The following is a 14,255-nucleotide window of genomic DNA, read 5'->3' as shown; positions in this document are numbered from 1 at the left end:
CAAAAAACATTGTTTAAGCAATTAATTTTTATCTTAATGTTACTCTCTTATCAATCTTATTCTAGCGATATGACGAGTTCGCTTTCTCCCTCAGATGAAACCTGTAGAACTGTTGATATCGGATTCAAATGGGAAAAACGTAAACGTGCTGCTTTTGCAACTTCACTTGCACAGCAGCCAAATAGCTTAGTGCAATCAAATTGCCTGTTATTCACGGGGATCAGCCCGTTTATCACCTTAACTAATGAATCCAATATTGAAGTATCAATTGATGGCGGGGATTATCGTCCTATGCCTGCAATCATTTTCTCAGGAAATACTGTCCGCTTACGCAAAGCAGCAAGAAATCTGTTCGGTGATAATAAAATATACTCCATATATATTTTAGGTGATGGAAAAAATAATCATAATATGCAAACAGGACGTATTGAATGGACCATCCAAACTCATGGTGTCTATAGAGAGAAAAAGATATGGAATGTAGGGCCAAATGAACCCGCTAAACAACTTAAAGACATTACAAATCTTCTAGCGCCAGGTGACGAAATACACTTAATGGGTGACGCAATTTATGACCCGATAGACATACGCGGTATATCAGGAACAAGAGCTTTGCCCATAACATTAAAGGGCATCAGTAAAAATGGAAAACGACCGACGTTAAGAGGTGGCACAGAACGTTTCAACTGGACATTAGCTCTAAGAAACTCTCATTTTTGGCATATTGATAACATTATTTTGGAGCGTGGTGGTATCTGCTACCGGCATGAGTCAGCGTACATAAAGCTTTCAAAAGTTCTAATCCGTCACTGTGGTAACGGTATATTAGGCACGGATTATAACTCGGGTTCATTACATATTTCTCAACTCGAGTTAACACGTTCGGGTGGAAAACCAGAAAAGAAAAACTGGCGACACGGCATTTATATGGCAACAGATAGAGATAGGTTTCCTGAGAGTATTTTTACTATCGAAAAAAGTTTTTTACATAACAATAAAGGTAATTCAATAAAGTCGAGAGCTGAGCGCACAGAGGTTTATGGGAATTGGCTAGAAAACACGACCAATCAACAATCTATATATGCCCTTGAATTAATTGGTTATGATGGATATGAAACCCTAGAACCTATAAATCATGACGTTGTGGGTAATGTTATTGCTATTAACAGCATTAAATATGGTGTCCGTGTGGGTGGCGATGGGACAGGTTCTTCAAATGGTCCTAGCCGTTTTTCAGAGAATATTTTCTTAATGCCAAAAGACTTCAAAGGTTATATTTTTCGATTATTAGGCCATCTCCAATTCCTAGATATCACAAACAATATGTTTTTATCACAAAATCAAGGCAGTAAAAGTATAACCTTAATTAAAGATTATATCCCAAGTGCACAATGGTTTTATCAAATGCCACACATAAGGGTTTCAGGAAATACATTTACTTCCAATATTAATTTTTATCATAGCGAAGAGAGTGGAAAGGTTACCAATTATGAAGGAATCTATAAATATATTGATGTTAATAATAATGAAACATTACAGCTTGATTTTTTAACAAATGGATCTATACACAATATTATCTTTGAGAAATTAAGCCTAAAAAAAGCATACATTAATACGAAAGTTACTCATCCGAAGTTCTTTAAAAAGTTATATAACCCAAAACTTAACCAACGGCCACATGCTGGTGGTATTCCTTTTCAATAAAGCTATATTTACAATAAGAACTTTAGTGATAAGTTAATTCCAATTAATACACAAAAAGCAATAAGGCATAGCTTTTTAAAAAGTTGACCTGTAAATTTTATAGGCTTATCTATAAAAAGGTTCATTTGCTGCATAAGACCTACGGAAACAGCACAAAACATATAAAGAGGTACAAAAGTCAGCCTACTCAGAAAAACCACCCCGATTGCATACCCACATAAACTATAAAACATTACTTTGGACATCAGTAAATAGCGATTAAATTCAAATTCAGTAATACCTTTTTTTACATTCAACTTTTCTTTTGAAAATTGAAGTTCTGAAAAACTTATTTTGTGTAGTATAAAAATAATTGAAAAAAGAAAAGAGAACCAAACTAAGAACCCCGCGACACCTAACTCACTCCAACATAACACATAGGTATTATGAGCAGTTAAATGATGATTATCTAAAAACCCGCCTAATCCTGTACCAAAAAGTGGGTTACTTTTAAGCATTTGTGAACCTGCATACCATGCATCTAAACGCCCATGAGCAGATTCTTCGCTAGCACTTATTGAGCGAAAGCCACTAAAAACTAACAATAAAACTGGGATAGCGGAAATAACCAAGACATTAGCCACAATTTTCCCATAGCGTTTATAAAGGTATAAAACGATTAAGACCAAAACACCCAGTAATGTTCCTCTTGAGTTAGTTAAGTATATTCCATAGAAGATAGCGACAAGGCTCAAAACAGATATTTGTCTAACGAGCCAATTTTGTGTTTCGCGAAAGTAGAATATGAGAGGTATAGTCATTAAAAACAGTAAACCTACATCATTTGGATCACTAAAAATCCCAACAAACTTAATTCTTAAATCACCATGTTGGTCAAGTATTTCTGCACCACTCCAACCAATCCCAGAAGGTAATGTGACTTGTTGATAGCCGTTATATACTATAGCTACCGCAGCAAAAATAATTGTCGCAAAAATAAATTCTTTAGACTTTCGAGTAAAAGCTAAACCTAAAATAACAATGAAAGGCAAAGCTGTTGAAAATAACAACTTGGTTAGTGCAGCTATTGCCCCTACAAAATAAAAATTGAAAACCTCAGAAATAAATCCAATCAAACATAGCGTAAAAAGTAACATCGTATGATGATTAGTGATCACATTTTTTTTCGTAACCGCAAAAATGGCTCCTAGCATGCCAACCACCATCACAACAGGAGTCCCTTCAAGTGGGGACCACCAATCTTGAGGGCGGATGAAGACTAAAATAGTAAATAATGATGCTATTAAGGCACTCATAAATAGGCTCCTGATGTAGGTATTACATAAAATAATAAGTAATAATCAAGAGATTTCATATGAAGCCTTTTTATGACGTACGAAGTTAACAGAGGGTTAGAATGTAAAAGAAGATATAAGCCATAAGACCTTTATCTTCTTCATTTTACTTTTCTTTTAATGTCTCTTCTAGAGTAGTTACCGGTTGCCATTTCAATACATTGACTAGTTTGTCATTACTAAATTCAAGCGGTGTATACATAGTTTTAGCGCGATATGCACTAAAGATATTTGGAAAATTTCCTTTTGATGCTTTATGAATTTTTTCAGCAAACTTACAAATGGTTAAATAAAGCCAAAGTGGTAAGGTAATTTTTCTTGGTATTTTATTTTGAAACTTTTCATACAAAGCAATAAATTCTTTTTGCGTAGGTGTTTCATCAACAAGATTAAATATTTCACCATTGGCCGCATCACTAATCACCGATAGTGCTACACCTAATCCACAATTTTTCACATGTACGAAAGGAATTTTTGATTTTCCTCCAACAATAATAAAAAATGGAATTTTGGGTAATGCTAAACCTACACGTGGGGAAAGTATATTATGCTCTTTACTATAGATGACACCCGGTCGATGTATAACTAGCTCAATGCCTAAGGTTTTACAACGCTCAATACAAAGCTTTTCTTGATAGAATTTAACCCAAGAATAACTATCACGTAATTCTGGATTAGGCTCAACTGGAGTTTTTTCATCTACCGTTTGTTTTGCAGATAATAGCGATGTCCCATAAAGCGAAAATGAACTGACAAAAACAAATTTTTTCACTTGAGATGCTTCTATAGCATCAAAAAGTATTTCGGTCGCAACGACGGTTTCTGTGAACATCCCCATCGGACTACCAGATTTTGAGGCCGCTAGATGTACAACAGTATCTAAACCCACTAAAGCATCTTGAACATTTTTTTCACTATTTAAGCTACCGCGAGAGACTTCAATATCGAGTTCACTTAATCCATTAAGAGAACTACCAGGACGCACCAAACAGCGAATGTCATTAACTCCTAAGTCGACCAAAGCTTTAACAACTTCAACGCCTAAAAATCCGTTGGCTCCAGTTACTAATATACTCATGATTTTCCTCCTGGCGAGCTAATTTGTTGACAGATTTTATCAATAATATTTGAAGTCCGTTGAATTTCATTATATGGAATAGGCGCATCCGTTTTGGTCTCAATCGATTGATAAAATTCTTCTACCAGTCGTTTCATATCAGAAAAAAATGTTTCTCTGCCTAACCAAAAAGCTTTAAAATTTGTCCAGTATTGTGTCTTTAATTTTTTGGCTCTAGCTCTTATGTTTAGACTTAATCCTAAACCACCCGGAAATGTTGGTGCCGTATCTTCCATCCAAAAATGTTCTGTTAAATTTAAGTTAATTGTAGATTTAGAACCGAAATAACGTACAACAAATTGCACAGGTAAAGCGTTTGAAGTAAATAGTATGGAACAAGTGACTTTGTTTTTTCTATCAAAAATCTGCACTCTTAATTCGTCATTAACGACGCCATTATTGCTTCGATCAAAAGCAAATGAAGTGATCTCTAAATCATCACTTAAAAATGGTGTCAGCATTGCTATGGGATGAGAAATATTATTTTGAAAAAGTTGTCCTGGGAGCTTTGCAATCCAATGGTCTGGGTTTGATGTCACTAACTTCCCGAAAATACCATTCAAATTATAGCCAAAGACTGCATCCATGTGGATCATTTCACCGAAACGACTTTCCTCATTTATTGCTTTAAAAACTTCAATAGTCTCAAATGAACGTAATCTATGTGTACCGGGGCATAATTTCAGGTTGCTATCTTTTGCAACCGCAATTAACTTTTCTGACTCTTCTGCAGTTAGCGTTACAGGCTTCTCTATATAAACACTACTACCGCCTTGCAATATTTTCAAGGCAAGAAAAAAGTGTGAACCGGGAGGAGTCGTGATATGAACAACATCAGGTTTTGCAACTTCTAGCATCTCATCAATAGAAATATATGACGCGGCAATGTTATATTTATCAGCAAGCGCTTGCGCAGGAGTTTTTCTTAAATCGCACAAGCCCACAATGGTTGCGCCTTTTATTTTCTGAACTTCTTCAATGTGAGCTTCGGCTATTTGCCCTGCTCCGACAATACATACTTTCAACCTAATTCTCCAAAATATACTAATTCTGTCTTTCCAAATTTACTTTATTCTTTCTGTTTTAAAACGTTATTAATCGTGTGATTAACGACCTTTACCAAACAAAACAATTTCAACGGTTCTAATTAAAATTAATAAGTCCAACATAAAGCTACGGTGCTTAATATAATACAAGTCATATTTAAGCTTCTCTAATGAATCTTCTTCTGTTGAACCATAAGGGTACTTTAATTGTGCCCAGCCTGTTAAGCCTGGCTTAACATTATGACGTTCATTGTAGTAAGGTAGGTTTTTAATAAGTTGCTGAACAAATTCAGGACGTTCTGGACGCGGGCCAACAAACCCCATGTCGCCACGAATAACATTTAAAATTTGTGGTAATTCGTCGACACGATATTTACGAATAAATTTACCAATACTCGTGGTGCGATCATCATTTTCAGAGGCCATTTGAGCACCATTTTTCTCGGCATCGATTCGCATACTTCTAAATTTATAAATATTAAAAGCTTGGCCGTCAAGACCAACGCGCTCTTGGAGATAAAAAATAGGGGCTTTCATGCCTTCGTCTAATTTAATAAGAATGGCTGTTATTAACATAACTGGCCAAGTAACTAAGGTTAAAGCTATAGCAATAGCAGCGTTAAAAACCCAATCTAAGGTATTGCGTAAATGGTTACCTGAAGCAAAACCATTTGAATAGATAACCCAACTTGGATAAATAAGGTTTACCGCTATTTGGCCAGTTTCTCGTTCTATAAAGTCGAGTATTTCGGTAATTTCTACGCCACGTATTTTACAGGCAAAAAGTTCATCAACTGGTAAATTATCACGACGTTCGTCGCTTGCCACAACTATTTCGTCGATACCATGCTCTAGTGCATAATTAACCAGAGAACCTTCTAATGCAATACGGTTTTCGTTAACTATGCCGGTTTCGGTGTCACCTGGCATAATAACAAAGCCGTGCATGTAAAACCCTTGCCTATCGACATCTCGGCGCATACGTTTTTCGATAATAGAGGCTCGGTCACCGGCGCCAAGTACTAATACTACCCGCTTACTAAAGCCAAAGAAGTCCACTTGCAGGGTAAAATAACGAAAAGCACTATCAATAATAAGACTAAATAATGCCGCCAGTGCAAGTAATTCAATTTTTAAAGCATGTTGACCATATAAGGGATTAATTAAGGTAACAATAAAGAAGCCAATCGCTACTGAAACAAGCAAACGCCTGACAATACCACGATAATTTTCACGCAGCTTCGAGTTATATAAACCTAGAGCTAATAACGATAGTTGTACCATTAGAGCGAAAACAATCGCGCAAATAGCCAATAAATTAGTAGGTATATTTTGATGCTCGACAAATAAAAACAAGCTATTTAAATAGACGGTCAATAATAACGAACCAGCGAAAAAAATCAGTTCAATAATAACTAAAGATTTACTACCCGAAGATAGATCTCGAAACTTTGGGCTAGACATATGAATTAATTATTCCCTTTATTATTAATAGATTCAACTTGCTCATTTATTATTTTTAGTAAAAACACCCAAAACATAAGCGTGTAAGATAATAGCAATAATCATAAGTTTTTTACACCTATTAAATGTTGTGCAACCTTTGTAAAAATCACATACAATCAAATAGCTTAGTATCAATTTAATAAATTCGATGTATAAAGAAGGTTATAACCATGGAAAAGAATATGCTCGGTCAACTAAAAACAGCAATACTACTAACTATAGCTTATGTTATTTCAGGTTGTAGTACATTAACCTTACCACCCGCAACCATACACCAATCGAATACGGTTGATGTTAGCTCTTATAAATATTTAATTGGTGCCGGTGATGTTGTTAATATATTCGTATGGCGTAACCCTGAAGTTTCAGGCACATTTGTTGTGCGTCCCGACGGAATGATAACCACCTCTTTAGTTGAAGATATCCCTGTATCAGGCAAAACACCAACCGAACTCGCTCGAACTATTGAAGAAATTCTAGCAACTTACCTCAGAGAACCCGTAGTTACCGTAACCGTAAATAATTTTGTTGGCCCATTCAGTGAACAGATCCGTGTTATTGGTGAAGCTGCAGAGCCTAAGTCAATCAATTATATTCAGCAAATGACGTTGCTCGACGTAATGATTCAGGTTGGTGGCTTAACTGAATTTGCTGATGGTAATGATGCTGTTTTAGTAAGAGTGGAAAATGGCGAGCAGAAACAATATGAAATTTATATTGAAGACTTAATTAAGAATGGCGAGATAGCGGCTAACGTTGACGTTTTGCCAGGTGATATAATTGTTATCCCTGAAACTTGGTTTTAGTTTTAGTTACATAAGATAACAATCGCCTATTTTATTAATCGCCTGTATTTAGAGGTCAGGAATGCAAGAAATACTTGAACAAATTTTAGATTATTTAAAGGGTATGTGGATAAAACGCCGCTACCTTATGATTGCTACTTGGCTTATTTGCCCTTTAGGTTGGTTTGGCGTTTCACAGCTACAAGATAGTTATGAATCAGAAGCGCGGGTATTTGCCGATACTCAATCTATTTTAGGCCCTTTGTTAAAAGGGATGACGGTTGAGTCGAATCCTGATGAACAAATCAGCTTGATGGTAAAAACATTGCTCAACCGCCCAAATTTAGAGCGTATTGCTCGGATGACCGATCTAGATGTTCAAGCGAATACCCCACAAGAATTTAATGACTTAATTGAACGATTAACTAAGGATATTTCAATTAAAAAGACTGGCGGCATGAGGCAAAATATTTTCAATATCACCTTTTCTGATAAAGAGCCCGTAATGGCACGCGATGTTGTGCAAGCGGTTATTACGGTGTTTATTGAAACGACTCGAGGTGAGAATCGTCGAGATTCTGATTCTGCACAAAAATTTCTTGATAGCCAAATTAATGAATACGAAAATCGCTTATTAAAAGACGAAGCAAGGTTAACTAATTTTAAACAAAAATACAGTGAAGTGCTGCCTAACCAGTACGGTGGTTATTACCAAAAGCTAAATAACTCAAAAGAACAATTAAAAACTATTGAACTGATTTTGCTAGAAACAAAAACACAATTAGCTGGTTCAAAAGCTAAATTAACGCAATCTTCAACGTCAGAATCTAATCAGCAAAATAATATTGTTGATTCGAACAGCATAAAAACGACTTTTGATGACCGTATTGCCGAATTAGAAGGACAATTAGATTCACTTCAGCTTAGATATACCGAACAGCATCCTGATGTGAAAGAAGTTCAACGTCGCCTTGAGCATTTATCAAAGAAAAGAGATGATGAAATTGAACAGTATCTAACAAGCAGTAATGAAGCAGGTAATGACTACACGCCAATAAGTCAGAACCCGGTAATCCAAGATGTTCAAATTCAAGTGAATCAACTTGAAGGACAAGTTGCTTCGATGGAAGTAAGAGCTAATAACTACAGAAATACTGTTAGAGATCTTGAAAATAAAATTCATACATTACCTGAAATCGAAGCAGAATTAGTGGCGCTTAATCGCGGCTACAATATTACTAAAAAACAATATGAAGACTTGCTTGAACGTAAAGAGAAAGCACAAATAGGTCAGTCTGCTAACGAAACGACCAGTAAAATAAATTTTAAAGTGATTGACCCTCCTCGTGCACCTTTACAACCTACAGGTCCTAAAAGGTATCTGTTTTATGTAGTGGTTACCTTTTTAGGGGTAGGTGTTGGATTGGGACTTTCCTTTTTATTCAGCCAAATTAACCCAGTTGTAACTTCGAGCAGCCAAGTAGCTCGGGCAACGGGCATTCCTATTTTTGGTATTGTTTCGGCGACTGAAAATATAGGTCTACAAAGTAAAGATAAACGTAAAACGATACTGTTTTTTGTCTCTAACAGCTTATTAATTTTAATATTATGCTTTTTTATCGCTTATTCGTTATTTCCGGATGCAATACAAGCGCCAATACATAGGATTTTTAATTTATGAGTACCATAGAAAAAGCACTCGCTAAACAAAAGATGGCTCAACAAGACAAAACACCGGTTGTTACTGAAAGTGTAACGATTGATAAACCAACTAAAGCTGTTGAAAGCTCGACAGCCTCAGTAACTTATGAAAATAATGATGTTTTAGTGCTTAACAAAAGTGATCTTGAAAGTCGTGGTTTCTTAATCGATAACGGTACCAGAAAAAGTATTAAAGATGAGTTTCGTCAAATTAAACGTAAGCTCTTAAACAATGCCTTTGGCTCAGGCTCTAAAACGCTTAAAAACAGTAATTTGGTTATGATAAGTAGCTCTAAACCAAATGAAGGTAAAACTTTTATTTCAATTAACTTAGCGCTCAGTATTGCTTTAGAACAAGATAAAACAGTATTGCTAATTGACGCCGATGTTCTTCGCCCAAGCATAAATAGAGAATTAGGCTTTAAGCAAGTCCCTGGCTTGATTGAATACTTACTGGGTGATAAGCAGGATATTTCTGAAATAATGTACAGTACCAATATTGATAAGCTTAAAATAATACCTGCAGGTGAACCTCATCATCTTTCTAATGAATTACTCGCCAGTGACCGTATGGAGTCTTTAGCTAAAGAACTTGCAGAGCGCTACCCTGACCGTATTGTAATATTTGACTGTCCACCGTTAATTGGCGTTACAGAAACGATGGTCTTAGCCAACTTAATGGGCCAAGCGCTTGTCGTAGTTGAAGAATCAAAAACGCTCTTAGCAGATATTGAAAAAGCGACAGAAAACCTCAACGAAGATTTAGCACTGGGTTTAGTGCTAAACAAAGCAATCAGATCTCACAAGGATATGTATGGCTATTATGGTTATGGATACGGCACTAAATAAGACAGTATTAGCTGCAGCAATCTTTGCCATTTTACCTGCAGATACTTTTGCAGGGGAATGGCAGTTTACACCACAATTGATTATTGATGAAACCTATACTGATAATGTTAATTCATCTGTTAATGAAAAAGCATCAAGTTTAGTTAGTCAAACAGGTGTTAAATTAAGTACACTATTTTCATCAAAAAAATTAAATTTTACCTTTGATGCAAAAAGTCTTTATGCAATGTACACCCATGACCATGATACCGATGATGACTATCATACATTGGACAGTTCTTTTCGCTTAAAGTTAGGTCCTAAAGGACTTGCTTTAATTGGTAGTGCTGCAATATCAAACCAATCACGCAATAATTCCCGTAATGCGCTTGCAGATATTGTCTCTGGTGACACCATTAGAGTTGAAAATTATTCAGGTGGTTTACAATACACGATTAATAATAGTGATTTCATTGTTGGTACGGGAATTCAATACCAAACAACTAAATCACAGGACGGTATAGGTGAACGAGAAGGCTATGCGATAAAGTTTTTGAGTGAAAATGGCTCTGCTGCTCGAAATGTATATTGGGATGCGTCATCTGAATATTCTGATGCGACTAATCAAGGCAGAGACGGACAGTTATTCAAAGGCGAAGTCAAAATCGGTTTAATTACGGGTTATAAGATAACCCCGTTTATACGATATTATGATGAAACTAATGAAGGTGATCTTGTTAATAATAGTTCATCACTTGAGTCAGACTCTTATGGCGGCGGCTTACGCTGGTTAATAAGCCCTAGGCTCTTATTAGACCTATCTTATAACACGCCTACTGGTACTCAGCTAGACCTCGACGGTAAAGAACAACAAGACTATGCTGCGGCCACAATTCGCTGGGAGCCTAGTCAAAGAACAACCTTAATAATTGATTACGGCCAGCGCTTTTACGGTGAAAGTTATGGGTTTGACTTTGTACATAAAAACAAGCGTTTAACCAATACCATTTCTTATGTTGAAGAGGTTAAAGCATTTACCCGTAATAATTATGAAAGTGTTGCCTTAGGTAGCTTTTGGTGTCCACAAGGTGACATAGCTGACTCTTCAAATTGTTTTGTCAATAATAATGATAATATCGATTTTGATAATTATCAGCTAGTCAACTTAAATGATTTTGTTTTAGTGGAAGATTTGGGCCTTTCATTAAACAAAGAGTTACTGTGGTCTTCAGAATTAGCACTACCGCGAACCACTTTCAGCGTTGAGCTATCAAAATTGACCCGCGAAAATTTAAATACCCGTACCCAAGATGAAAATAAAAAGGCATCGTTTGCGATTAAACGCAAAGTGAGTGGTAAATCAAATATAAATTTCATGCTTGAATATACTGACACCCACTTTTTACTTGGGCAAGAAAGTGGCCGTCAAGACCGCTACCGACGTTATAGTCTTGAGTATGACAAATCCTTAAATAGTAAACTAACTGTTAAATTAGGTGTAAGCCATCTTAACCGCAGTTCTACTACACAATCATTCAATTATGAGGAAGACAGAATCACCCTCAAATTCAGTAAAGGTTTTTAGCAGTATGTACGAAAATTATTATGGTTTTAAAGAGCGTCCTTTTCAGTTAAGTCCCGACCCACGTTTCTTTTTCGCGTCAAGCAACCACCAAAGAGCAATGTCTTATTTACAATATGGTTTAGATCAAGGCGAAGGCTTTATCGTAGTTACTGGGCCTATAGGCACGGGTAAAACAACAATAGCGCGTAATCTTTTAAACAATATTGCTGACGATTCAATTGTTGCCGCTCAACTTGTCACGACTAAGCTCGACCCGCAGGAATTACTTGAGCTTGTCGCCTTTGAATTTAAGATTACCGTTAAAGGTAAAAGTAAAGCTGAGCTATTACAGTCAATAGAACAGTTTCTTATTGATTTGAATCGCCAAGGTAAACGGGCTTTGTTGATTGTTGACGAAGCACAAAACTTACCGATAGAAACGGTTGAAGAACTCCGCATGTTATCTAATTTTCAGCTGGATAATAAGCCATTGATACAAAGTTTTCTTCTCGGGCAAGAAGAGCTTAAAGATATTATTCAAGCGCCTAATATGGAGCAATTTCGTCAACGTATTATTGCATCTGCGCATTTAAAGCCACTGACTGGTGACGAAGTTAAAGAATATATTAATCATAGATTGCAGCAAGCAGGTTGTATTAAAGAGGCACTCTTCTCAGATGAAGGCTTTAACGTTATTCATGAAAAAACGTTAGGCGTTCCAAGAAAAATCAATATTTTTGTTGACCGTTTATTATTGTTTGGGTTTTTAGAAGAACTAGCTTGTATCGATGTTGACGCAATTAACGAAGTCGCGTTAGAGATGCAAGTAGAGTTAACCGGTTCACTGCATAAAGTACAATTAACCAGTAATGAACCTAGCCAGGCAAGCGCACAGCTCATCGTGAATTCAACTGAGAATGTTGAAAACATGAAAGAAATATTAAGGGAAGTAGAAGAGATATTAGAGTCGTCGATTAAGCAGAAAATTAAAATGGCGCGTTATGTTGATAAACTCCTTAAGCAGAAGAGTCGTTTATATGCTGAAAGTAATATCGATGAAAGTATTGAAGCCAACTCAGAGCTAACGGCTGATACAATTGCCGATACTAACTCTGAACGAAGTAATGAAAACGATAAGAGTTAACATCATTAATTAGTGGAGAAGATTTTATTACAAAACCTTCTCTATATCTTCACATCAGCTAGGTTTCGTTAATTATTAGCCCATATTTTTCAATTAATGAATACAATGTTGGTCTAGTTACACCCAGTAATTCTGCAGCTTTTGACATATTGCCTTCGGCTAACGCATAAGCTTTTTGAATAGCCAGTGACTCTGCTTTTTCTCGCACCGAACGTAAATTCAAAGACAACTCAAATTCAGTACTCGTATGATCAAAAAAGCCTAAGTCAAAGGCAGTCACTTGTGTACCAGTCGTCATAATTACCGAACTTTTTACTTTATTTTGTAACTCACGAATATTACCCGGCCATTTATGAGCCTTAATAGCACTTAAACCGTCTTCTGAAAAACTTTTTACATTACGTTTATATTCAAGTGCGTACATCTGTAAAAAATATTGAGCTAGAATTAATACGTCTTCATCTCGGTCACGTAGTGGGGGTATATTTAAGGTTATTTCACTAACGCGGTAAAATAAGTCTTCACGGAAAGTTTTATCTTTAACCATTTGTTCTAAGTTTTGATTGGTTGCACAAACCACTCGAACATCAACATTAATTTCTTGTCGACCACCAAGGCGTTCAATTGTTTTTTCTTGTAAGAAGCGCAATAGTTTTGCTTGCAAGCTAAAGGGCATATCACCAATTTCATCAAGAAATAATGTTCCGCCTTCTGCACACTCTATTTTGCCTTTAGTCGCACGATGAGCCCCGGTAAAAGCTCCTTTTTCAAAACCAAATAATTCACTTTCTAATAAGTTTTCAGGGATAGAAGCACAGTTGATGGCAACAAAGGGCTTATTACTGCGCTCACTGGCAATATGCACGGCATTGGCTGTTACTTCTTTACCTGTGCCGCTTTCGCCCAGTAATAAGGCTGTAATTTGTGTTGGCGCAATGCGCTTTACCATCATGCGGAGACGGTCAATAGCTTCACTGTTACCAATAATGCCAATATCACTACCCGCAACTTGACGCATCTTACGGTTTTCTTCTTCAATTGCCGAAACACTAAACGCCCGAGCAATAATGACATTGATCACATCAGCATCTATTGGCTTTTGATAAAAGTCGTAGGCACCCGCCGAAATAGCTTTTAACGCATTAGTACGATCATCATTGCCGGTGATCACTATCACCTTAGTATGAGGTGCTATGGTCAAAATTTCCTGTAATGCCGCTAAACCTTCAGTGGCATTAGCTTCATCTGGCGGCAAACCTAAATCAAGCGTAACAACTTTGGGTTCAAAACGACGTACTGCAGCAATAGCACTTTCACGATCACCAGCTAATACAGCCTCATAATCAGATAAGCTCCACTTAAGTTGCTTTTGTATTCCTTTATCATCATCAATGATCAGTAACTTTTCCATACGACTAAAACCCTTTTATTATTTATACACTTTATTTGAGCGCCTGATCCTAAATTCATGTACGTCATGCTGAATTCACGAACGTCATGCTGAATTTATTTCAGGATCTTAACCC

At 36.4% G+C, this 14,255-nt stretch carries 11 protein-coding genes; 6 read left to right on the top strand and 5 right to left on the bottom strand.

From position 1 onward, the window contains the following. The first annotated feature begins 9 nt into the window (after positions 1 to 9). Positions 10 to 1,704, top strand: a complete 1,695-nt coding sequence (locus H4J67_RS05485; RefSeq protein WP_182174145.1) for a hypothetical protein — start codon at positions 10 to 12, stop codon at positions 1,702 to 1,704. Between the two features lie 8 nt (positions 1,705 to 1,712). On the opposite strand, the gene H4J67_RS05480 is transcribed toward H4J67_RS05485, so the two are convergent. From H4J67_RS05480 to H4J67_RS05465, 4 genes are all read right to left on the bottom strand, one after another. Next, complete coding sequence (locus H4J67_RS05480) at positions 1,713 to 2,909, bottom strand: O-antigen ligase (RefSeq protein WP_220471616.1); 1,197 nt, start codon at positions 2,907 to 2,909, stop codon at positions 1,713 to 1,715. A 235-nt stretch (positions 2,910 to 3,144) separates the two neighbouring features. Beyond that, complete coding sequence (locus tag H4J67_RS05475) at positions 3,145 to 4,116, bottom strand: NAD(P)-dependent oxidoreductase (RefSeq protein ID WP_182174151.1); 972 nt, start codon at positions 4,114 to 4,116, stop codon at positions 3,145 to 3,147. Continuing rightward, positions 4,113 to 5,180, bottom strand: a complete 1,068-nt coding sequence (locus H4J67_RS05470) for a Gfo/Idh/MocA family protein (RefSeq protein ID WP_182174154.1) — start codon at positions 5,178 to 5,180, stop codon at positions 4,113 to 4,115. The genes H4J67_RS05475 and H4J67_RS05470 overlap by 4 nt, the downstream gene beginning before the upstream one ends. Positions 5,181 to 5,261: 81 nt before the next feature. Then, a complete protein-coding gene (locus H4J67_RS05465; protein ID WP_182174157.1) occupies positions 5,262 to 6,665 on the bottom strand; it encodes a TIGR03013 family XrtA/PEP-CTERM system glycosyltransferase in 1,404 nt (467 codons plus the stop codon). Positions 6,666 to 6,877: 212 nt separating this feature from the next. On the opposite strand from H4J67_RS05465, the gene H4J67_RS05460 reads away from it, so the two are divergent. The 5 genes from H4J67_RS05460 to H4J67_RS05440 all read left to right on the top strand — a co-directional run bounded on the left by H4J67_RS05460 (position 6,878) and on the right by H4J67_RS05440 (position 12,729). After that, on the top strand, positions 6,878 to 7,513 hold the full coding sequence (locus H4J67_RS05460; protein ID WP_182174160.1) for an XrtA/PEP-CTERM system exopolysaccharide export protein: 636 nt from the start codon (positions 6,878 to 6,880) through the stop codon (positions 7,511 to 7,513). Between the two features lie 61 nt (positions 7,514 to 7,574). Beyond that, positions 7,575 to 9,173, top strand: a complete 1,599-nt coding sequence (locus H4J67_RS05455; protein WP_182174163.1) for an XrtA system polysaccharide chain length determinant — start codon at positions 7,575 to 7,577, stop codon at positions 9,171 to 9,173. Next, a complete protein-coding gene (locus H4J67_RS05450) occupies positions 9,170 to 10,042 on the top strand; it encodes an XrtA-associated tyrosine autokinase (protein WP_182174166.1) in 873 nt (290 codons plus the stop codon). The genes H4J67_RS05455 and H4J67_RS05450 overlap by 4 nt, the downstream gene beginning before the upstream one ends. After that, positions 10,008 to 11,606: a TIGR03016 family PEP-CTERM system-associated outer membrane protein gene (locus tag H4J67_RS05445; protein WP_182203120.1), complete on the top strand. Its 1,599-nt coding sequence runs from the start codon at positions 10,008 to 10,010 to the stop codon at positions 11,604 to 11,606. The genes H4J67_RS05450 and H4J67_RS05445 overlap by 35 nt, the downstream gene beginning before the upstream one ends. 4 nt (positions 11,607 to 11,610) lie before the next feature. After that, positions 11,611 to 12,729 carry an XrtA/PEP-CTERM system-associated ATPase gene (locus H4J67_RS05440; protein ID WP_182174172.1) on the top strand — a complete coding sequence of 373 codons (1,119 nt, stop codon included), beginning with the start codon at positions 11,611 to 11,613 and terminating at the stop codon, positions 12,727 to 12,729. Between the two features lie 58 nt (positions 12,730 to 12,787). Here H4J67_RS05440 and prsR read toward each other — a convergent pair whose 3' ends face one another. After that, the gene (gene prsR, locus H4J67_RS05435; protein WP_182174175.1) at positions 12,788 to 14,140 is read right to left on the bottom strand and encodes a PEP-CTERM-box response regulator transcription factor; all 1,353 of its coding nucleotides are present in this window, start codon (positions 14,138 to 14,140) and stop codon (positions 12,788 to 12,790) included. Positions 14,141 to 14,255 lie beyond the last annotated feature (115 nt).

It is taken from the genome of Colwellia sp. BRX10-4 (genome assembly GCF_014077465.1).
GTDB lineage: Bacteria > Pseudomonadota > Gammaproteobacteria > Enterobacterales > Alteromonadaceae > Colwellia_A.
Note: the sequence above shows the minus strand (reverse complement) of the source record. Positions and strands in the feature narration are given on the sequence as shown.

What these genes read in the sequence shown, in the direction of transcription:
- H4J67_RS05480 (WP_220471616.1), bottom strand. Translation starts at nt 2,909, where the DNA reads ATGGTGGTTGGCATGCTAGGAGCCATTTTTGCGGTTACGAAAAAAAAT.
- H4J67_RS05475 (WP_182174151.1), bottom strand. Translation starts at nt 4,116, where the DNA reads ATGAGTATATTAGTAACTGGAGCCAACGGATTTTTAGGCGTTGAAGTT.
- H4J67_RS05465 (WP_182174157.1), bottom strand. Translation starts at nt 6,665, where the DNA reads ATGTCTAGCCCAAAGTTTCGAGATCTATCTTCGGGTAGTAAATCTTTA.
- H4J67_RS05460 (WP_182174160.1), top strand. Translation starts at nt 6,878, where the DNA reads ATGGAAAAGAATATGCTCGGTCAACTAAAAACAGCAATACTACTAACT.
- H4J67_RS05455 (WP_182174163.1), top strand. Translation starts at nt 7,575, where the DNA reads ATGCAAGAAATACTTGAACAAATTTTAGATTATTTAAAGGGTATGTGG.
- H4J67_RS05450 (WP_182174166.1), top strand. Translation starts at nt 9,170, where the DNA reads ATGAGTACCATAGAAAAAGCACTCGCTAAACAAAAGATGGCTCAACAA.
- H4J67_RS05445 (WP_182203120.1), top strand. Translation starts at nt 10,008, where the DNA reads ATGGCTATTATGGTTATGGATACGGCACTAAATAAGACAGTATTAGCT.
- H4J67_RS05440 (WP_182174172.1), top strand. Translation starts at nt 11,611, where the DNA reads ATGTACGAAAATTATTATGGTTTTAAAGAGCGTCCTTTTCAGTTAAGT.
- prsR (WP_182174175.1), bottom strand. Translation starts at nt 14,140, where the DNA reads ATGGAAAAGTTACTGATCATTGATGATGATAAAGGAATACAAAAGCAA.